General features: G+C 71.1%; 15 protein-coding genes and 1 riboswitch. Of the genes, 11 read left to right on the top strand and 4 right to left on the bottom strand.

Features of this window, described 5'->3' with window-relative positions; translation table 11 throughout:
- The first annotated feature begins 82 nt into the window (after positions 1–82).
- Together trpD and V1460_RS27015 are read left to right on the top strand one after the other, a co-directional pair.
- Complete coding sequence (gene trpD / locus V1460_RS27020) at positions 83–1,174, top strand: anthranilate phosphoribosyltransferase (RefSeq protein WP_338676221.1); 1,092 nt, start codon at positions 83–85, stop codon at positions 1,172–1,174.
- A 332-nt stretch (positions 1,175–1,506) separates the two neighbouring features.
- A riboswitch (SAM riboswitch) is annotated at positions 1,507–1,624 on the top strand.
- A gap of 204 nt (positions 1,625–1,828) precedes the next feature.
- Entirely contained in the window at positions 1,829–3,229 is a 1,401-nt protein-coding gene (locus V1460_RS27015; protein ID WP_338676220.1) for an aminotransferase class V-fold PLP-dependent enzyme, read from the top strand.
- Positions 3,230–3,294: 65 nt separating this feature from the next.
- On the opposite strand, the gene V1460_RS27010 is transcribed toward V1460_RS27015, so the two are convergent.
- Together V1460_RS27010 and V1460_RS27005 are read right to left on the bottom strand one after the other, a co-directional pair.
- Complete coding sequence (locus V1460_RS27010; protein WP_338676219.1) at positions 3,295–3,576, bottom strand: Lrp/AsnC ligand binding domain-containing protein; 282 nt, start codon at positions 3,574–3,576, stop codon at positions 3,295–3,297.
- Positions 3,573–4,310, bottom strand: coding sequence for a rhomboid family intramembrane serine protease (locus tag V1460_RS27005; RefSeq protein ID WP_338676218.1), 738 nt, complete (start codon positions 4,308–4,310; stop codon positions 3,573–3,575). Before V1460_RS27005 ends, V1460_RS27010 begins: the two co-directional genes overlap by 4 nt.
- A 281-nt stretch (positions 4,311–4,591) precedes the next feature.
- Here V1460_RS27005 and V1460_RS27000 point away from each other — a divergent pair, with 281 nt between their 5' ends.
- The 4 genes from V1460_RS27000 (at position 4,592) to V1460_RS26985 (ending at position 10,227) form a co-directional block, all read left to right on the top strand.
- Positions 4,592–5,953 (top strand): NYN domain-containing protein, encoded by a 1,362-nt coding sequence (locus tag V1460_RS27000; protein ID WP_338676217.1) that lies wholly within the window; start codon positions 4,592–4,594, stop codon positions 5,951–5,953.
- A gap of 523 nt (positions 5,954–6,476) precedes the next feature.
- Positions 6,477–7,505, top strand: coding sequence for an NlpC/P60 family protein (locus V1460_RS26995; RefSeq protein ID WP_338676216.1), 1,029 nt, complete (start codon positions 6,477–6,479; stop codon positions 7,503–7,505).
- Positions 7,506–7,724: 219 nt separating this feature from the next.
- Positions 7,725–8,792 carry an NlpC/P60 family protein gene (locus tag V1460_RS26990; protein ID WP_338676215.1) on the top strand — a complete coding sequence of 356 codons (1,068 nt, stop codon included), beginning with the start codon at positions 7,725–7,727 and terminating at the stop codon, positions 8,790–8,792.
- A gap of 142 nt (positions 8,793–8,934) precedes the next feature.
- Positions 8,935–10,227: a hypothetical protein gene (locus tag V1460_RS26985; RefSeq protein ID WP_338676214.1), complete on the top strand. Its 1,293-nt coding sequence runs from the start codon at positions 8,935–8,937 to the stop codon at positions 10,225–10,227.
- On the opposite strand, the gene V1460_RS26980 is transcribed toward V1460_RS26985, so the two are convergent.
- Entirely contained in the window at positions 10,113–11,498 is a 1,386-nt protein-coding gene (locus tag V1460_RS26980) for a glycosyltransferase 87 family protein (protein WP_338676213.1), read from the bottom strand. The two genes, V1460_RS26985 and V1460_RS26980, sit on opposite strands and share 115 nt — an antisense overlap.
- A gap of 107 nt (positions 11,499–11,605) precedes the next feature.
- Between V1460_RS26980 and V1460_RS26975 the strand changes: the two genes are divergently transcribed.
- Together V1460_RS26975 and V1460_RS26970 are read left to right on the top strand one after the other, a co-directional pair.
- Complete coding sequence (locus V1460_RS26975) at positions 11,606–12,748, top strand: glycosyltransferase family 4 protein (protein ID WP_338676212.1); 1,143 nt, start codon at positions 11,606–11,608, stop codon at positions 12,746–12,748.
- 211 nt (positions 12,749–12,959) lie between these two features.
- Positions 12,960–14,597 carry a GMC oxidoreductase gene (locus tag V1460_RS26970; protein ID WP_338676211.1) on the top strand — a complete coding sequence of 546 codons (1,638 nt, stop codon included), beginning with the start codon at positions 12,960–12,962 and terminating at the stop codon, positions 14,595–14,597.
- 48 nt (positions 14,598–14,645) lie between these two features.
- On the opposite strand, the gene V1460_RS26965 is transcribed toward V1460_RS26970, so the two are convergent.
- Complete coding sequence (locus tag V1460_RS26965) at positions 14,646–16,442, bottom strand: AMP-dependent synthetase/ligase (protein WP_338676210.1); 1,797 nt, start codon at positions 16,440–16,442, stop codon at positions 14,646–14,648.
- Positions 16,443–16,700: 258 nt separating this feature from the next.
- Here V1460_RS26965 and V1460_RS26960 point away from each other — a divergent pair, with 258 nt between their 5' ends.
- From V1460_RS26960 to V1460_RS26950, 3 genes are all read left to right on the top strand, one after another.
- Positions 16,701–17,462, top strand: a complete 762-nt coding sequence (locus V1460_RS26960; RefSeq protein WP_338676209.1) for a metallophosphoesterase — start codon at positions 16,701–16,703, stop codon at positions 17,460–17,462.
- Positions 17,463–17,536: 74 nt separating this feature from the next.
- Complete coding sequence (locus tag V1460_RS26955) at positions 17,537–17,986, top strand: SRPBCC family protein (RefSeq protein WP_338676208.1); 450 nt, start codon at positions 17,537–17,539, stop codon at positions 17,984–17,986.
- A gap of 12 nt (positions 17,987–17,998) precedes the next feature.
- Positions 17,999–19,225 carry an ArsA-related P-loop ATPase gene (locus tag V1460_RS26950; RefSeq protein WP_338676207.1) on the top strand — a complete coding sequence of 409 codons (1,227 nt, stop codon included), beginning with the start codon at positions 17,999–18,001 and terminating at the stop codon, positions 19,223–19,225.
- Positions 19,226–19,279: the final 54 nt, after the last annotated feature.

Raw genomic sequence — 19,279 nt, 5'->3', positions numbered from 1 at the left:
CTCGGTGGACGGGGCTCTTCGCCGTAACCGAGGTGGATAGGGTGGGGGCATACCCGTTCGTACGAACCGACCAGGAGCGACCATGAGCGCTGTGAGCCCCGCTGGTGGGGGTGCCCCCGGCGAAGCCGGGGGGAGCACTACCGCGGCGGGCCGTTCCTGGCCCAGGGTGCTGGACGCCCTGCTGTCCGGACATGACCAGAGCGCCGACGACACCGCCTGGGCGATGGACCGCATCCTGCGCGGTGAGGCCACCGACGCCCAGATCGCGGGTTTCGCGGTGGCGCTGCGGGCCAAGGGCGAGACGGTCGAGGAGATCGCCGGGCTGGTGCGCACGATGTACGCGCACGCCCGGCTGATCGAAGTGCCGGGACGGACGGTGGACATCGTCGGCACCGGAGGCGACGGCGCCAAGACCGTCAACATCTCCACCATGTCCGCGATCGTCGTCGCCGGGACCGGCGCCAAGGTCGTCAAGCACGGCAACCGCGCGGCATCCAGCGCAAGCGGTGCGTCGGACGTACTGGAGAAGCTCGGCGTCAATCTGGAGCTGACACCGGAGAGGGTCGCCGAGGTCGCGGGGGAAGCCGGGATCACCTTCTGCTTCGCCGTGAAGTTCCACCCGGCCCTGCGCCATGTGGCTGCCGCGCGCAAGGAGCTCGGTATCCGCACGACATTCAACTTCCTGGGTCCGCTGACCAATCCGGCGCGGGTGAAGGCACAGGCCACCGGGGTCGCGGACGCCAGGATGGCCCCGATCATGGCGGGCGTGCTTGCCGAGCGCGGTTCGAGCGCGCTGGTGTTCCGGGGTGAAGACGGCCTGGACGAGCTCACCACCACCGCGACCTCCAGGGTCTGGGTGGTACGCGACGGCTCTGTCCGCGAGGAGTCCTTCGACCCGCGGGATCTGGGCATCGAACTGGTCCCGGTGGAGGCTCTGCGAGGCGCCGACGCCTCGTACAACGCCGATGTCGCCCGCCGGCTGCTCGCAGGCGAGACGGGCCCGGTCCGGGATGCCGTGCTGCTGAACTCGGCGGCGGCGCTGGCCGCGCTTGAGCCGGACGACGGCACTCTGACGGAGCAACTCGGAGACGGGATGGCCAAGGCGGCCCAGTCCATCGACTCAGGCGCGGCGAAGAGCGCCCTGGAGCGCTGGGTGGCAGCCAGCAACCGCTGACCGAAGTGGCACGAAGGGCTGTCCCGCAAACCCCGGTGGACCAGCGTGCGGCGTCAGCTGCACGGGGTCTCACCCGGCCCTTGGGGCCGAGGGGACGCATCGCAAGGCGGAGGGTCGTCCTCACGCTGGGCGTATTCGGGTGATTCGGCAACGCGGCGTGGGGGCACCCCCCGGCGAAGCCAGGGGGAGTGCCGTAGCTGGGGGTACCTCCCAAACGGAGCCCTGGGGGAGCGCCGTGCGCCCGCTGGGGATTACGGGACAGCCCTGAGGCGCAGTCCGCACTGTGGACTGCGCCTTGCGTGTTTCGAGACGTATGGCAGGATGCTCCTCAAGGTCATGAGTGACAGCGAAGACGGCCCCGGCCCGCTGTCCGGCAACCCTCCGTCCGTGGCGGGGTGCCCCGGGTGAAGACCAGGCTGTGGGCAGTGAGGTCCACGGCAAGCGCGGACCCCTTGCCGCCCCTGGGGTCCTGGTCCTCGAGGGAGCGATTCTCGTGAGCAAGCGAATGCGGTAGGGCCTCCCGGCCCCTTCCACCCCACCTCCGCGCGGGCGCCCATCGTTGCCGCGTCGAGGCAACACCCGTATGCCGGACGGCGGTTGTGCCGTCGCTCGGGTGTTTCACAGCCATTCGCCCTGTCATCCGGGAGACAAGCCATGCCCGCACGTCCGTCCACCGCCGTCGCCACCGCAACCGCTGCCGCCCCTGCTTCCGACGGTTCCTGCCGCCCCACCGGCCCGCTGCCGGTGCTCGGCCGCGACGTCACCGTCCCGCTCGTGACCGGGGGCCAGGTCACCTACGCCGCACTCGACTACGCCGCCAGCGCACCGGCCTTGCAGCGGGTGTGGGACGACATCGCCGCCTACGCCCCGTACTACGGCAGCGTGCACCGCGGCGCCGGGTATCTCTCACAGCTGTCCACCGAACTGTTCGAGAACAGCCGGACGACGGTCCACCGGTTCCTCGGCTGCCGGGAAGCGGACCAGGTGGTCTTCACCCGTTCGACCACGGATTCGCTGAACCTGCTCGCCGCCGCCCTGCCGGACGGCTGCAGGGTCTTCGTCTTCGAGACCGAGCACCACGCGGCGCTGCTGCCGTGGCAGGGCGCGGACGTCACCTATCTGGACGCGCCGCGTACCCCGGGCGAAGCCGTGCGGACCCTGGCGACGGCGCTCGCCGAACGCGAGCCCGCCGGCCCCGCGCTGGTCTGCGTCACCGGCGCCTCCAATGTGACCGGGGAGCTGTGGCCGGTACGCGAACTCGCCGCCGCCGCGCACGCCCACGGTGCCCGGATCGTGCTGGACGCCGCCCAGCTTGCCCCCCACCACCCCGTCTCCGTACGGGACCTGGACGTCGACTGGGTGGCCTTCTCGGGGCACAAGCTCTACGCGCCGTTCGGCTCGGGCGTGCTCGCGGGGCGGGCCGACTGGTTGCAGGCCGCCGAACCGTATCTCGCGGGCGGCGGCGCCTCCCGCACGGTCGCCAGGCGCCCCGACGGCGGCGTGGACGTGGAGTGGCACACCACGGCGGCCCGCCATGAGGCCGGATCGCCGAATGTCATCGGCGCCTACGCCGTCGCCTCCGCCTGCAAGGCGCTGACCGACGCCGGATTCGAGGCGCTCGTCGCGCGCGAACGGCACCTCGTCGAGCGGCTCCGCGCCGGACTCGCCCAGGTCCCCGAGGTCAGGGTGCTGTCACTGTTCGGGGATGGGGCCGCCCGAGTCGGCGTCCTGTCCTTCGTGGTGGAAGGCTGGAACAGCTCGCACTTCGCCGCCGCCCTGTCGGCCGAGTACGGCATCGGCGTCCGCGACGGCCTCTTCTGCGCCCATCCGCTGATCCGCACCCTGCTGGGCAGCGACCCCGCCGAGACCGGTGAGTGCGGAGCCCCGGACGCGGCCGCGGGGGAGCGGTCCCTGAACGCGATCCGGGTCAGCTTCGGCGCCGGGACCCCGGACGAGCATGTGGAGCGGTTCGTGGGGGCCGTCAAGGAGCTGGTACGAGAGGGCGCCCGGTGGGACTACCGCACCGAGGACGGCCGCTGCGTGCCCGTTGTCTGAGTGGTCAGGGTGCCCCTGAAGGGCCGCCGATCCGCCCGGCGCACCCGCGCCGGGCGGTGGAGAGCCTACGCGTCGAGGCCGATGGCGAACGCGGCTTCCAGGTCGTGCTGCGAGTACGTACGGAACGCGACATGGGTGTCCGTCGCCTCGACGCCCGGGATCTTGCTGATCCGGCCCGGGATGACATCCGCCAGATCCTCGTGCTGGGCCACCCGGACCATCGCGATCAGGTCGTACGTACCGGTGACCGAGAAGACCTCGCTGACGCTGTCGAGACCGGCGATCGACTCCGCGATCTCCGGGATGCGGTCCACGCTGGTCTTGATGAGCACGATCGCGGTGATCACGGCTGGCTGTCTCCCTCGGTGGCCGTGGCTTGGGCTCTCACTCTAGCCCCCAGCCACAGGCCGGCCCATGCGCAGCAGAAGCCGATCCCGAAGCCCACCAGATGGGCCAGATAGGCGACCCCCGGGCCGGACGAGGTGTCCTGCGCCTCCGCCATCCACTGCAGGGCGAACCAGAACAGCAGCACGATCCACGCGGGAAACCGCAGCGGCAGAAAGAAGAGGAACGGGAAGAGACTGGTCACCCGCGCCTTGGGGAAGAGGCACAGGAACGCCCCCAGCACCCCCGAGATGGCCCCCGAGCCGCCCACCAGCGTCTGCGTGGACTGCGCGTTCGCCACGGCGTAGGCGAGGAGCGCGAGATACCCGCAGCCGATGTAGAAGAGCGCGAATCTCACCCGCCCCATCCGCTCCTCGGTCATCGCGCCGAAGACGAACAGGAACAGCATGTTGCCGAGCAGATGCAGCCAGCTGCCGTGGACGAACAGCGCGGTCAACGGGGTGAGCAGGGCCCGCGGGGAGCCGTGCGTCAATTCGCTCGGGATGACTCCCCAGCGTTCGAAGTACGCGGTGGTGCCGGCGAGCAGGGTGTCCCCTGTCCCGAACCCGGGGTTGAGCCCGGAGACCGGGCCGATGACGAAGACCAGGCAGCACAGCCCGATCACGCCGTACGTCACCACGGGGCCGCTCGTGGCCCCCGGGGTCCCCGTCCGGGTCGCTGCCCGCCGCTGCGTCATGCGTCCGAGCATGGCCTACCGGGGCCGCGGGCCGAGGGCCGCCTCGCCGTGTCACGGCGGGCCCCTGAGGTCGTAGGGTTACGGGGAGTGCGCGCGATGCGACAAGAACGGGACGAAGACCGGCGCCGGGGGAGTGGTGCGCCGTGGTCAGTGAGACCATCGAGTCGTTCCGGCACCTTGAGGAACGCGGTGGAACCAATCGAACTGACCGGCTGAGCGGCCGGGTGCGGATTCGTGAGAAGAGCGCCCGGAACGCACGGAGATCTTAGGAGTGACGGATCGTGGAGCGGCCTGACAGCGGCGGGGACCCGGCCGGCGCGGCCGGCGGCGCCGCGGAGGGGCTGGACCGCCCGCTGCCCGAGGGCGTGCGGCGCCGGGTGGTCGCCCTGGTCTCGGACGCGTTCGGCGGTCTGACGATCGGCGACCTGCCCGCCCAGTTGCGGCAGTACGCCCGGTTCACCCCGTCCCGTCGCGCCAAATTCGCGGGCAACGCGATGGCCGCCGCCCTTGAGGGCGACGCGGTGTTCCGCCAGCGCATCGGCGAGCGGCTGCGCGAGACGCAGCCGGAGTTGGCCGGGACGCTCGAAGCCGGCGCGCCGCCCGCCGCCGCCGACCCGGTGGACGTGGCCGCCGCCGCCTATGTGCTGCGCCCGCCCGGATGGGTGAAGCTGGTCGCCGCCGCGGGCGAGGAGGCCCAGCGTGTGGAGGCCGAGCGGGCCGACGAGGAGTCACGGCAGGAACTGGAGCGGCTGCGCGACGAGGTCGAGCGGCTCAAGGCCCATGCCAAGGCCGAAGCCGACCGGTTGCGGTCCGAACTCGAGGCCGCCCGCAAGGAGGCCGAGTCACTGCACCGCAAGCTGCGCAGCGCCCAGAGCGATGTGAAACGCGGTGAGGCCGCGTTGCGCCGCGCCGCCGCCGACTCCGAGGCGGCGAAGGCAGAGGCACACGCCCAGGTGTCGGCAGCCGAGAGCGAGGCCCGGCGGCTCAGGGCAAGGCTCGGGGAGGCCGAGTCGGCGGTCGAGTCGAGCCGCAGGGCGGCCAGGGAAGGGCGCTCCCTGGAGGACATGCGGGTACGGCTGCTGCTGGACACCGTGCTGGACGCGGCTCAGGGGCTGCGGCGTGAACTGGCTCTTCCCCCCGCTTCGCTGCATCCCGCCGACACGGTCCCCGCGGTCGAGCCGGGCAGGATGTCCCCGAAGGACATCGCGGCGCGGGCGCTCTCCGAGACCGATCCGGCGCTGCTCGACCAGTTGCTCGCGCTGCCCCAGGTTCACCTGGTGGTGGACGGCTACAACGTCACCAAGACCGGTTACCCGACCATGCCGCTGGAGAAGCAGCGGCTGAGGCTGCTCGGCGGGCTGGCGATGCTGGCCGCGCAGACCGGTGCGGAGATGACCTGCGTGTTCGACGGCGCCGAGTTGGCGGCGCCGGTTCTGCTCGCGCCCCCGCGCGGGGTGCGGGTGCTGTTCTCCAAGCCCGGGGTGACGGCCGACGAGCTCATTCGACAGCTCGTGCGGGCGGAGCCGCCGGGCCGACCCGTGGTCGTGGTCTCCACCGACCGCGAGGTCGCCGACGGCGTCGCCAAGGCAGGGGCGCGGCCGGTGGCGTCGGCGATGCTGCTCAAGCGCCTTTCGCGTGTCTAAGGGCTGTCCCGTAATCCCCAGCGGGCGCGCGACGCCAGCTACGGCACTCCCCCTGGCTTCGCCGGGAGGTGCCCCCACGCTGCGTTGTCGAATAATCCGAATACGCCCAGTATGGGGATGACTCTCCGCCTTGCGATGCACCGCATCTGACGCCGCGCGCTGATCCACTGGGAATTACGGGACAGCCCTTAGAAGTCACTTGCGTGACTCATCCCTCTCGTAACTCCTGTGACGTATGCCCGATTTCGGGGAACGTACGGTCAAGTCGCCGCTACTACGTGTGTGATGAGCGTAAAAAATGATGCGTGGTAGGTAGTTTTTACTCATGAGGATTTGAACTGATCACGGAGAGGTCACTAGGGTCAGGCCTCGAACCTTCGCGCGGTTGATCATCCATCCGGGATGGCAGTGAAGGAACCGCCAATTTCGCGCAGTTCGTCCCTTTTCGGGTATGTGGTTGCGTGGAGCCGGGAACCGTCCCGACTGCCCGGCAGGCGGCTCTAGGAAGAAGGAGCTCGCCTTCGTGGCGTCCCACCGTCGACCCAAGCAGCCCAGCCGCGCTCGTGTGTCCGTGCTCACCGCGACCGCCGCGGCAGCCGTCGCCCTGAGCTCACAGGCCGCTCAGGCCGCTCCGGCCAAGCCCAGCAAGGACGAGGTCAAGGCCAAGGTCGACGCCCTGTACCACGAGGCGGAGAAGGCCACCGAGGAGTACAACGGGGCCAAGGAGCAGCAGACCAGGCTCCAGAAGCAGGTCGACGCGATCCAGGACCAGGTGGCTCGCGGCCAGGACGAGGTCAACGAGTTGCGCGGCAAGCTCGGTTCGGTGGCCAGCGCCCAGTATCGCTCCGGCGGTGTCGACCCTGCCCTCCAGCTCTTCCTCTCCTCCGACCCGGACACCTACCTCGAGAAGGCGTCGGCGATCGACCAGCTCGGCGCCAAGCAGACCCAGGCGCTGGAGGAGATCCAGGCCAAGCAGCGCACCCTGGCCCAGCAGCGAGCCGAGGCGGCCAAGAAGCTCGACGACCTCGAGGACGTACGCAAGACGCTCGGCGAGAAGAAGAAGGCGTTCCAGGGCAAGCTCGCCGACGCGCGGGAGCTGCTCAACACCCTCACGGCGGCCGAGCGTGCGAAGCTCCAGGAGGAGGAGCAGCGTGCCAGCCGCGCCGCCGGCGAGCGTGTGGACCTCGGCAACGAGGTGCCTGCCTCGCAGCGCGGAGGTGCGGCGCTGAGCGCCGCCGCCACCCAGATCGGCAAGCCCTACTTCTCCGGCGCCGAGGGCCCCAACTCGTACGACTGCTCCGGTCTGACGCAGTGGGCGTACCGCCAGGCGGGCGTGAGCATCTCGCGCACCACCTACACCCAGCAGAACGACGGTGTGAAGATCGGCCGCAGCCAGCTCAAGCCGGGCGACCTGGTCTTCTTCAACGGTCTTTCCCACGTGGGCCTGTACGCGGGCAACAACCAGATCCTGCACGCCCCGAAGCCGGGCGCCTACGTGCGCTACGAGTCGATGGACTACATGGGCACCTTCCAGTTCGGCGTCCGGGTCTGAGTCGCCGGACCGGGAAAGCCTTGGTGTCCCGCAGCACCCGATCGGGGGAATCGCGGGACGGGTAGCTGACAGTGCGCCCCGCCGATGACCTCGCGGTCTGCGGTGGGGCGTCACTTTTCGCCCCCTGCGGGGCTTTTGGTGCCGCGTAATCACGCGACTACTCTCTGCCGCGCGGCGGTCGTAGGACCGCCCCGTCCAGCGGAAGGGAGTGCGGCTCCTGTGGCGTCCCATCGCCGATCCACCCCGTCGTCGGGGCTCTCCGGTTTCCCCCGCGGTGCCCGGGGCACCCTGCTGTCCGCCGCGGCGGCCACCGCGGCAGCCGCGCTCGGCGCGGCCCCGGCCGGCGCCGAACCGCACGGCACCACCGCCGCCGCCCCCGCCCAGGAACAGGCCGCCCCCACCCGAGCGAAGGTCGACCGGCTGTACGAGCAGGCGGAGCGGGCCACGGAGGCCTACAACGCGGCCGGTGAGCGCGTGGACCGGCTGCGCAGCGAGGTGGCCGCGATGCGCGACCGCGCGGCACGGGGCCAGGAGCGGGTCAACACGATGCGCGGGGCTCTCGGCGCGGTCGCGGGAGCCCAGTACCGCTCGGGCGGTATCGATCCAGCCCTGGCACTGCTGCTCTCGGACGACCCGGACTCGTATCTCGGCAAGGCGGAGTTGCTCGGCCGGATCGGCGACCGCCAGAGCGCCGCCCTCCGCGATCTACGACGCGCCCGGCACACGCTGGCGCGTGAGCGCGCGGAAGCCGGGCGCAAGCTGGTGGAGCTGGAGGAGAACCGGGCCGCCGTCGCCCGGCACAAGCGTATGGTCGAGGCAAAGCTGGCCGAGGCGCGGCGGATGCTGAACGCACTGCCGTCCGCCGAGCGCGACGGCCCCGGCCGTGCCTCCCGCTCGGGATGGGACGGCCTGCCGGCGGACCTGTCGGCCGGACCCGCGTCCGCACGCGCCGCCACCGCCGTCACGGCCGCGAAGAGCGCGCTCGGCAGGCCCTATGTCTGGGGCGCGAGCGGTCCGAACGGCTTCGACTGCTCGGGGCTCATGCAGTGGTCGTACGCGCAGGCGGGCGTCGGTCTGCCGCGTACGTCCCAGGCCCAGCGCCATGCCGGACGGAAGGTGCCCCTGTCGGAGGCCCGCCCGGGTGACCTGGTGACCTACCGCTCCGACGCCAGCCATGTGGCCATGTACGTCGGCAACGGCCAGGTGGTGCACGCGCCCTACCCAGGCGCCGCGGTGCGCTACGACCCGGTGGGCATGATGCCGATCGCCTCCGTCACCCGCCCCTGACCGAGCCCCGTACCATCGACCGGGTGAAGGCCCTGGGCCTTTCGTGTGGATCGGGTCGGATCAGTGAGCGGGGTCTGATGCATGGAGCCTCCCTGGGCCCCCTGGGGCCGGGGGGACGTGTCGCGAGGCGGAGGAGGGAGTCATGGCGGAGCCATGCCGACCGACGACGGGGGGCACATCCCGGGCCCGCAGGGCCCAGGGGGAGCGGCGAGACGCGGTGCCGGGGCACGCGAGCCCGGCAAGATCAGAACGAAAGGCTCCGGGTTCCCCCGGACACGGGACCGTACGGCGGCGGGCACGGGCACTCGTCGCCGCCGGTGTGCTGTTGGCGGCGGGCGGCTGCGCGGAGCCTCCACCCGACACCACGTCCCGGGACGTCAAGCGCACCCTGGACGGCAGGGCGACCGCGGTGCTGCGCCACGACGAGGCGGGCTACCTCGCCGTGCTTGACGCGAAACTGCGCCCGGCGGGGCGCCAGGAGTTCGCCAACCTCGCGGACATGCCGCTGCGGTCGTGGGAGTACCGGCTGACGGGGGTGCGCCGCTCCGGCGACCGTGCCACGGCCGACGCCGAACTGCGCTACCGGCTCGACGGGTACGACAGCGCTCCGGTGACCACCGCTCGCACCCTCGAACTGGCCGTGCGCGACGGCCGCTGGTATGTCACCGGCGACCGCGCGGGGGAGGGCGGGGCCCAGCAACTGTGGCAGCAGGGCGACGTCCGGGTGGTGCGCGGCACCCGCAGCCTGGTCCTCGGCACCGGCGGCGACCTCGCCCGGCTGCGCCGGATCGCCGCGGATGCCGATCGCGCGGTCCCCGAGGTGTCGGCGGCCTGGCCGGGGCGCTGGGCAGGCCGAGTGGTGGTCCTGGTGCCGGACTCCCTGGAGGCCATGGGCCGGCTGCTGGGCGCGCCCGCGGAGGGCTACCGGGGCATGGCGGCGGTCACCACGGGTTCCGCGGAGCGGGTGATCGTCAACCCGGAGGCGTACGACACACTGAGCGCGTTCGGCCGCGGGCTCGTCCTCGCCCACGAGACCACCCATGTCGCCACCCGCGCGGACACCTCGCCGACCACCCCGATGTGGCTCTCGGAGGGCTTCGCCGACTGGGCCGCCTACCGCGCCACGCCGCGCCCGGCCGCTGAGGCAGCCCCCGCCCTGCACCGTGCGGTACGCGCCGGTGGCGCCCCCATCGCGCTGCCCGCCGATGCCGACTTCCGATTCGGCGCGGACGCGGAGGGTCTGGGCCGTGCCTACGAGGGCGCCTGGCTCGCCTGCGAGCTGATCGCGGAGCGCCATGGGGACGCGGCCCTCACGGACCTCTACCGCGCGGTGCCCCGCCAGGGCCTGGACGATGCCCTACGCGAGGTCCTGGGTACCTCGCGGGCTGCCTTCACCGCCGAGTGGCGGGCGTACCTGCGGACGCGCCTGGCCTGAGCAGGCGGTGTGCCCCCTCGGAAGCCCTGCAACTCCCTGTCCCGCACCGGCTGATCCGGCGAGGCAGAACCCCCGGCGCCCGCCCGGTCCGCCGCCCCGGGGACTGTGCTGGTCCACAGCCGCCGGCAGGCCAGCAGGGAGGCCGCCACCAGCAGCCCGTTGCGGACGGCCAGCAGCGCGATTCCGCGCGGGCTGCTGGTCACCACGTCCGCGAACCAGATGGGGAACTCCAGATAGGTGACCCCCGTGGCGATCAGCACCAGGCAGGCGGGCAGCGCCATCCTGCTGGTGCGGAACACCATGCACACCGCCGCGAGGCCCACCAGCCAGATCATGTACTGAGGGCTGATCACCCGGCTGGTGGTGGTGAACAGCAGCACCGCGGTGAACGCCGCGTCCGCCGCCGTTCCCGCCGTGAACTCCCTGGCCCGCAGCCGCCAGACCAGCAGCCAGGCGAACGCCATCGCCGTCAGTGCCAGTGCGGCCCGGCTCACCAGCGGAACGTACGGGCCGAGGAACTCGACCGAGCCGTAGTTGAGGAGCACCTCTCCTTCCCACCCGTAGTGCCGGGCCACATGGAACACCAGCGCACCCAGCGACTCGACCTCGGTGCCCCGGTCGCGCTGGAAGGTGAGGAACGCCAGCGCGCCCGGCATCGCCGCGCCGAAGGCCAGCAGCAGTCCGCCCACCGCGGCCCCGGCCGCGAGCCAGGAGCGACGCGCCGCCGCCCCATGCCGCATCCCGGCCAGCACGAGCAGCGGCCAGACCTTCAGCATCGCTCCGAGACCGGCGAGTGCCCCGGCGAGCGCGGGTCTGCGGGCCGCCGCGAGCAGGGCCGCCACCGCGACGGCGGTCACCATCAGGTCGTAGCGCGCATACGCGGTGGGTCCGAGCAGCGGCACCCCGACGACCCAGAACCAGACGCCTCTCGGTGACTTCTCCGGTCGGCGTCCCGCATATGTCAGCAGCCCCATGACCAGTGCGTCGCAGAGCAGCGAGAGCAGGAAGAATGCCTTGGTGTAGCCGAGGAAGGGCAGTGAGCCGGGGGCGAGGACGGCGAGCGCTGCGGCGGGCGGGTACTGCCAGGTGACGTCGTCCAGCGGGTACGTGCCGGTCTTGAGCACCTCGAACCAGCCCTGGTAGATCACCTCGACGTCGCTGGTCACGTCGGGCCCGGCGACATGGAGCACCTTCAGCACCCACAGCAGCAGCACGGTCCTGGTGATCACCCACCCCGCGACGGGAAGGACTGCGCGCGCCGCGCCTCTCATGATCACCTCACGTGTTTGTCGTACCGCAATCGGTGTGAGCTGCCATGATGCCGCGAACGCCTGAGCGAGAGCGAGCGGCCCCGCCGCCGTTGGTACTGTCGGCGGCAATGGACAAGACCCTGATCGTCACCAACGACTTCCCGCCCCGACCGGGCGGGATCCAGGCATTCCTGCACAACATGGCGTTGCGCCTGGATCCCGAGCGGCTGGTCGTCTATGCCTCCACCTGGAAGCGCGGCCGTGAGGGCGTCGAGGCGACCGCGGCATTCGACGCCGAGCAGCCGTTCACGGTGATCAGGGACCGTACGACCATGCTGCTCCCCACCCCCAGGGTCACCCGGCGCGCGGTGGGGCTGCTCAGGGAGCACGGCTGCACCTCGGTCTGGTTCGGGGCCGCCGCTCCGCTCGGACTGATGGCGCCCGCGCTGCGGCGCGCCGGCGCCCGGCGGCTGGTCGCCACCACCCATGGGCATGAGGCGGGCTGGGCGCAGCTGCCAGGGGCGCGGCGGCTGCTGCGCCGGATCGGCGAAGGCACGGACACCATCACCCATCTCGGGGAGTACACCCGCTCGCGGATCGCCGGGGCGCTGACCCCCGAAGCGGCCGGGCGGATGGTTCAGCTGCCCCCCGGCGTCGACGAGAAGACCTTCCACCCCGGCTCGGGCGGCGACGCCGTACGCGAACGCCTCGGCCTCAGTGACCGCCCGGTGGTCGTCTGCGTCTCCCGGCTGGTCCCGCGCAAGGGCCAGGACACCCTGATCCGGGCCATGCCCGCGATCCTCGCCGACGTGCCGGACGCCGTGCTGCTGATCGTCGGCGGAGGCCCGTACGAGAACGACCTGCGGCGCCTCGCCCACTCCACCGGCGTCACGGACTCCGTCCGCTTCACCGGCCCCGTCCCCTGGGAGGAACTGCCCGCGCACCACGGTGCCGGGGACGTCTTCGCCATGCCCTGCCGCACCCGCCGCGGCGGACTTGACGTGGAGGGCCTCGGCATCGTCTACCTGGAGGCCTCGGCCACCGGTCTCCCGGTGGTCGCCGGGGACTCGGGCGGCGCTCCGGACGCGGTGCTCGACGGCGAGACGGGCTGGGTGGTGCGCGGCGACCGCCCCGAGGAGTCGGCCGACCGGATCGTGACCCTGCTCCGCGATCCGGAACTGCGCCGCCGGATGGGCGAGTGCGGCCGTGGGTGGGTCGAGGAGAAGTGGCGCTGGGACCTGCTCGCCGAGCGGCTCAAGACCCTGCTCTGAGCCCCCATCGGCCGGGTGCCGGCTGCCGCGGTGCCTCCCCGGTCCCGCGCGTCCGGCATCCGGGAGCGACGAGCCCGGCGTTCAGGCGATGGCACCCGCAGCCACCCGTGCCATTCGCGCCACTCCTGGCCCATTAGGCACTCTTGCGCCGCGCGAAAAATTACTGCCCGATCCTATGGGCGGAATCGAAAATTCCGCCCATGCTGCGCGCATGACATCAAATCTGACGCGTCGTCATCTTCTGGGTCTCGGCGCCCTCCAGACCGCGGCGGCACTCGGCCTGACCCGTATCGGGGCCGTTCCGGCCCGAGCAGCCGAACGGGCCTCCGCCGACACCCGCGTCCCCGCCCTCGTCATCGGCTCCGGCTACGGAGGCGCGGTCACCGCACTGCGCCTCGGTGAGGCCGGGATCAGCACCCTCGTCCTGGAGATGGGCCGCCTGTGGGACACCCCGGGCGCCGACGGAAAGGTCTTCTGCACCACCAGCGCCCCCGACCAGCGGTCCATGTGGTTCCGCACCCGCACCGAGGCGCCGCTCGCCCAGTTCCTGTGGCTCGATGTGGTCAACAAGGACATCAGCCCCTACCCGGGGGTCCTCGACCGCGTCCGCTTCGCCGACATGTCGGTGTACGTGGGGCGGGGTGTCGGCGGTGGATCGCTCGTCAACGGCGGAATGGCCGTCACTCCGCAACGGTCCTACTTCAGCGAGATGCTGCCCAACGTGGACGCCGACGCCATGTACGGCACGTACTTCCCGCGCGCCAACGCGATGCTCGGCGTCAACACCGTCAACTCGTCCTGGTTCGAGTCCACGGAGTGGTACCGCTTCAGCCGGGTCTCACGCAAGCACGCCGCCAGAGCGGGGCTGCGGACCGTATTCGTGCCCAATGTGTACGACTTCGGGTACATGGAGCGCGAGGCAGCGGGACAGGTCGCCAAGTCGGCGCTCGCCGGAGAGGTCATCTACGGGAACAACCACGGCAAACGCAGCCTCGACCGCACCTATCTGGCGGCCGCCGTCGGCACCGGGAACGTCACCATAGAGACCCTCCAGCGGGCCCGTGACATCCGGCGGGAGCCCGACGGCGGCTATGTCGTCACCGCCGAACGGATCGACCTGACCGGCAAGGTCGTCTCCACCCGCGAGATCGGCTGCGACCGGCTGTTCCTCAGTGCCGGCAGCCTCGGCACCACCGAACTCCTGCTGCGCGCCCGCGAGACCGGCACCCTGCCCGAGCTCAGCACGGACGTCGGCGGTGGCTGGGGGCCCAATGGCAACGTCATGACCGCCCGCGCCAACCACATCTGGGACACCGTCGGCGCCAAGCAGGCGACCATGCCGGTCATGGGCATCGACGACTGGTCCAACGCCGCCAACCCGGTCTTCGCCGAGATCGCCCCGCTGCCCATGGGCTTCGAGCACTGGATCAGCCTGTACCTGGCGATCACCCGCAACCCCGAGCGTGCCGACCTCACCTACGACACGGCCACGGGCAAGCTGGGGCTCGACTGGACCAGAGCGCAGAGCCAGGTCTCCGTCAACTCGGCCAAGACCCTGTTCGACCGGATCAACAAGGCCAATGTCACGATCTACCGCTACGACCTGTTCGGCGGCAACAAGACCTTCGCCGACGACTTCACCTATCACCCGCTGGGCGGCTGTGTGCTGGGGCGCGCGACGGACGACTACGGGCGGGTGCGCGGGGCGCCCGGGATATACGTCACCGACGGAGCCCTCGTACCGGGCTCCATCGGCGTCAATCCGTTCGTCACCATCTCCGCGCTCGCCGAACGGAACATCGAGCGCGTACTGGCAGAGGACTACGCCCGTGCGGTCCGGGCCGCCTGAGCGGACCGGACAGCACGGGCGCGACGGCTGTCAGGATCTACCGGACCGTCAGGCGCCGTAGATCGACTCGATCTCTCCGGCGAACTCCTTCGTCACCACATTCCGCTTCAGCTTCAGCGACGGCGTGATGTGGCCTGCCTCCTCAGTGAACTGGGAGCCCAGGATGCGGAACTTCCGCACCGATTCCGCCTTGGAAACCGCACTGTTGCCCTCGTCCACCGCCCGCTGGATCTCCGCCAGCAGGTCCGGGTCCTCGCACAGCGAAGCCGCCGTGGAGCCGGCCGGCTTGCCGTGGTCGGCGGCCCAGCGGGCCAGGAAGTCCTCGTCGATGGTGATCAGCGCACCCACGAAGGGCCGCCCGTCACCGACCACCATGCACTCAGCGACCAGCGCGTGCGCCCGGATCCGGTCCTCGATGACCGCGGGGGCGACGTTCTTGCCGCCCGCCGTCACCAGTATCTCCTTCTTGCGGCCGGTGATCGCGAGGTAGCCGTCCTCGTCCAGGGTGCCGATGTCGCCGGTGTGGAACCAGCCGTCGGACAGCGCCTCGGCGGTCGCCTTCTCGTTGTTCCAGTAGCCCGAGAACACGTGCTCGCCGTGCACCAGCACCTCGCCGTCGTCGGCGATCCGGACCACCGAGCCAGGTATGGGCTGGCCGACCGTGCCGATCTTCGGCCGGTCGTACGGGTTGAACGTGGTGGCCGCGCAGGTCTCCGTCAGGCCGTAGCCCTCCAGCACCGTGAAGCCGATGCCGCGGAAGAAGTGGCCGAGCCGCTCGCCGAGCGGCGCGCCACCGGAGATGGCGTACTCACCGCGCCCGCCCAGCACCGCGCGCAGCTTGCTGAAGACCAGCTTGTCGAACAGCCTGTGCTTGAGCTTCAGCAGGAGCGGCACCCCGCCGGGGCCGTCCAGAGCGCGGCTGTACGCGATCGCCGTGTCGGCTGCCTTGTCGAAGATCTTGCCCTTGCCGTCGGCCTGCGCCTTCGCCCGCGCCGAGTTGTAGACCTTCTCGAAGACGCGCGGCACACCGAGGATCAGCGTCGGCCGGAAGCCCGCCAGCTCATCGGTGAGGTTCTTGACGTCCGGGGCGCAACCCAGCTTGATCGGGGCCATCGCGGGCGCGATCGCGACCATCCGGCCGAAGACGTGCGCGGCGGGCAGAAACAGCAGCACCGAGCTGTGGCCGGTACGGAACAGCGGGCTCAGCCGCTCGACGAGGTTGCCGCACTCCGCGAAGAAGGCGCGGTGGGTGAGCACACAGCCCTTGGGGCGACCGGTGGTACCCGAGGTGTAGACGATCGTCGCCGGGTCGTCCGCCTTGGCGATGGCACTGCGCTCGTCCACCAGCGCGTCGGTGACCTCGGCGCAGGCCGCGGTCAGCTCGTCGATCGCGCCGCGCTCGATCTGCCAGACCTGCTTGAGCGCGGGCAGTTCCGCCCGCACGGACTCCAGGGCCTCGGCGTGCGCGTCGCTCTCCACGATCGCGGCGACCGCGCCGGAGTCACCGAGGATCCAGAGCACCTGCTCGGCCGAGCAGGTCTCGTACACCGGTACGGTCACACCGCCGGCGCTCCAGATCGCGAAGTCGAGCTGGATCCACTCGTAGCGGGTGCGGGACATCAGGGCGACCCGGTCGCCGGGCTGCACACCCGCGGCGATCAGCCCCTTGGCGGCGGCCCGTACCTCGGCCAGGAACCGGGTGGCGGTGACATCCGTCCAGGTGCCCCCGACCTTACGGCTCATGACAGCGACATCCGGATGCTGGGTCGCATTACGGCGGATGAGATCCGTCAGGTTTCCGTCCGTGGGGACCTCGTACAGGGCCGGAAGGCTGAACTCACGCAAGACTGCTGCTCCTCATCGGGCGCCGGCGCCACGGCTCTGTGTGAACGCACCGGGGACTGCCCGGACGTTACCGACCAGTACTTGGTTCCGGATAGGGGGTTCCGGTCAGATGTTCGCTGCGTCACATGTGCGTGGCGCCGCATCGCGAACCCTATGACACCGTCTCCCGGCCCGCGAAGTTCGTGCAGGTCTGGACGTCGATCGCCACCTCTATCCTGTGTGCGCTGTTCCACTTAGGGTGATCGCGGGGTGATGTGAATGCGCGTTCACGTAGTCAGCGACGTCCATGGGAACACAAGAGACCTGGCCAGGGCCGGTGAGGGGGCCGATGCCTTGATCTGCCTGGGTGACCTGGTGCTCTTCCTGGACTACGCCGATCACTCGCGCGGGATCTTCCCCGACCTCTTCGGGGTCGAGAACGCCGATCGGATCGTGGCGCTGCGCACCGCGCGCCGCTTCGAGGAGGCCCGGGCGTTCGGGCGGCAACTGTGGGCTGGCCTGGACCGCGAAGCCGCCATCGTCTCCGCCGTGCGCAAGCAGTACGCCGAGATGTTCGCCGCCTTCCCCACGCCGACGTATGCGACGTACGGGAACGTGGACATCCCCGCCCTCTGGCCGGAGTACGCCCGCCCCGGCACCACGGTGCTGGACGGCGACCGGGTCGAGCTCGACGGCCGTGTCTTCGGTTTCGTCGGCGGCGGACTGCGCACCCCCATGCGCACGCCCTTCGAGATCTCCGACGAGGAGTACGCGGCCAAGGTCGAGGCGCTCGGCGAAGTGGACGTCCTGTGCTCGCACATCCCACCGGACGTGCCCGAGCTGACCTACGACGTCATCCCACGCCGTTTCGAGCGCGGCAGCCGCGCCCTGCTGGACGCCATCCGCCGCACCCGGCCCCGGTACGCGCTGTTCGGGCACGTCCACCAGCCGCTGGCCCAGCGGATGCGGATCGGCGCCACCGAGTGCGTGAACGTTGGGCACTTCGCCGCCACGGGACGGCCCTGGGCCCTGGAATGGTGAGCGGCACGGTCACGGTAGATTGCACATCGCAACCTTGTCCGGAGAGCACCGGAGACCACTGGAGGAGCCCGGCGATGGCGGAACACACCAGCTCGAGCATCACCATCGACGCGGCGCCCGCCGACGTCATGGGGGTGATCTCCGACTTCGCGCGCTACCCGGAGTGGACCGGCGAGGTGAAGGAGACCGAGGTCCTGGAGAAGGACGACCAGGGGCGTGCGGCGAAGGTCCGGCTGGTGCTCGACGCCGGCGCCATCAAGGACGACCACACCCTCGCGTACACCTGGACGGGGGCGAACCAGGTCTCCTGGACGCTGGTCAAATCCCAGATGCTGCGCGAGCTCGACGGCTCCTACACGCTGGCGCCGGTCGACGGCGGTGAGCGGACCGAGGTCACGTACCAGCTCACCGTGGACGTCAAGATCCCGATGCTCGGCATGATCAAGCGCAAGGCCGAGAAGGTCATCATCGACCGCGCCCTCGCGGGTCTGAAGAAGCGCGTCGAGTCCGGCGCCGGCGCCTGACCGTCTCCTCACATGCGACTCGTCCTTGTCACCGGGCTCGGCGGTTCGGGCCGCACCACCGTCGCGGCGGCCACCGCGCTCGCCGCGGCCCGCAGTGGTCGGCGAACCCTGCTGCTCACGGCCGGGGGCGCGTCCGTGCTGGGCGCGCCCGTGGGCATCGAACCGGTCGACGTGGCCGAGCGCATGTGGGCCGCTCGTATCGACTCCGGCGCGCACTTCCGCCGCGAACTGCTCGCCTTCCAGGAGCGCTGCACCGGGGCGCTCGATCTGCTGGGCGCCCGGAAGCTGGAGGACGAAGAGCTCACGGAGCTTCCCGGCAGCGAGCAGTTCGCGCTGCTGAAGGCGCTGCGCGAACTGCGGCGCGGCGCTGTCTGGGACACGGTCGTCGTCGACATGCCGCCGGTCCACGAGACGATCGCCCTGCTCGGCCTGCCCGAACAGCTGCGCCGCTATGTGCGGCGCCTGCTGCCGCCGGAACGCCAGGCGGCCCGGGCACTTCGCCCGGTGCTGGCCCAGCTCGCCGGCGTGCCGATGCCCGCGCGGTGGCTGTACGAGAGCGCCGCTCGCTGGGAGACGGAGCTCAGCGCCGTACAGCAGCTGATCGAGGACACGGACACCACGGTCCGGCTGGTCGCCGAGCCCGGCCCTGCCGCTGAGGACGCCCTGCTGACGGCGCGGCTGGGCGTCGCGCTGTACGGGATGCGGGTGGACGCTGTGGTGGCCAACCGCATCCTGCCGTCGGCGTCGCCGGACCCCTGGCTCGCCGGGCTCCGGGCCCAGCAGGAGAAGGCACTGGACCGCTGGCACCAGGAGAGCGGGCCCGGGACCGGCACGGTACCGCTGCTGCCGGTGGCTCATCTGGGCAGGGATCCCCGAGGACTCGACGACCTGTCCGCACTGGCACCCGCGCTGGGCATGGGCCCGGAGCCGGAGGCGGCGGACCATCCCGAACCCTGGGACATCCGGCGGGCACCGTCATCGGGCGTGGGCCGGGGTGGGAGTGGGGACGCGAGCGAGGGCGAGCTCCACTGGGTGCTCCCGCTCCCCGGTGCAGTAAAGGAGGAGCTGGGGCTGGTTCGCCGCGGCGATGAACTCCTGGTCACCGTGGGGCCCTTCCGGCGGGTGCTCCCGCTGCCTCCGGTGCTGCGCCGTTGCACCGTCTCGGGCGCGGGTCTCAGGGACGGCGAGCTCCGGATCAGGTTCACACCCGATCCGGCTGTGTGGCCGCAGCGCCGCTGAACGGGGGTACGCCCCGTTCGGGTACCGTCGGAATCAAGCAGTCCTTCCCGTTCT

Origin of the sequence: Streptomyces sp. SCSIO 30461 (assembly GCF_037023745.1) — a bacterium.
Lineage (GTDB): Bacteria > Actinomycetota > Actinomycetes > Streptomycetales > Streptomycetaceae > Streptomyces.
The sequence above is the reverse complement of the archived record's forward strand: the minus strand, read 5'-3'. Positions and strand labels throughout refer to the sequence as shown.

What these genes read in the sequence shown, in the direction of transcription:
- V1460_RS26955 (WP_338676208.1), top strand. Translation starts at nt 17,537, where the DNA reads ATGGCGGAACACACCAGCTCGAGCATCACCATCGACGCGGCGCCCGCC.
- V1460_RS26950 (WP_338676207.1), top strand. Translation starts at nt 17,999, where the DNA reads ATGCGACTCGTCCTTGTCACCGGGCTCGGCGGTTCGGGCCGCACCACC.
- V1460_RS26975 (WP_338676212.1), top strand. Translation starts at nt 11,606, where the DNA reads ATGGACAAGACCCTGATCGTCACCAACGACTTCCCGCCCCGACCGGGC.
- V1460_RS27005 (WP_338676218.1), bottom strand. Translation starts at nt 4,310, where the DNA reads ATGACGCAGCGGCGGGCAGCGACCCGGACGGGGACCCCGGGGGCCACG.
- V1460_RS26970 (WP_338676211.1), top strand. Translation starts at nt 12,960, where the DNA reads ATGACATCAAATCTGACGCGTCGTCATCTTCTGGGTCTCGGCGCCCTC.
- trpD (WP_338676221.1), top strand. Translation starts at nt 83, where the DNA reads ATGAGCGCTGTGAGCCCCGCTGGTGGGGGTGCCCCCGGCGAAGCCGGG.
- V1460_RS26960 (WP_338676209.1), top strand. Translation starts at nt 16,701, where the DNA reads ATGCGCGTTCACGTAGTCAGCGACGTCCATGGGAACACAAGAGACCTG.
- V1460_RS26980 (WP_338676213.1), bottom strand. Translation starts at nt 11,498, where the DNA reads ATGAGAGGCGCGGCGCGCGCAGTCCTTCCCGTCGCGGGGTGGGTGATC.
- V1460_RS27015 (WP_338676220.1), top strand. Translation starts at nt 1,829, where the DNA reads ATGCCCGCACGTCCGTCCACCGCCGTCGCCACCGCAACCGCTGCCGCC.
- V1460_RS26985 (WP_338676214.1), top strand. Translation starts at nt 8,935, where the DNA reads ATGGCGGAGCCATGCCGACCGACGACGGGGGGCACATCCCGGGCCCGC.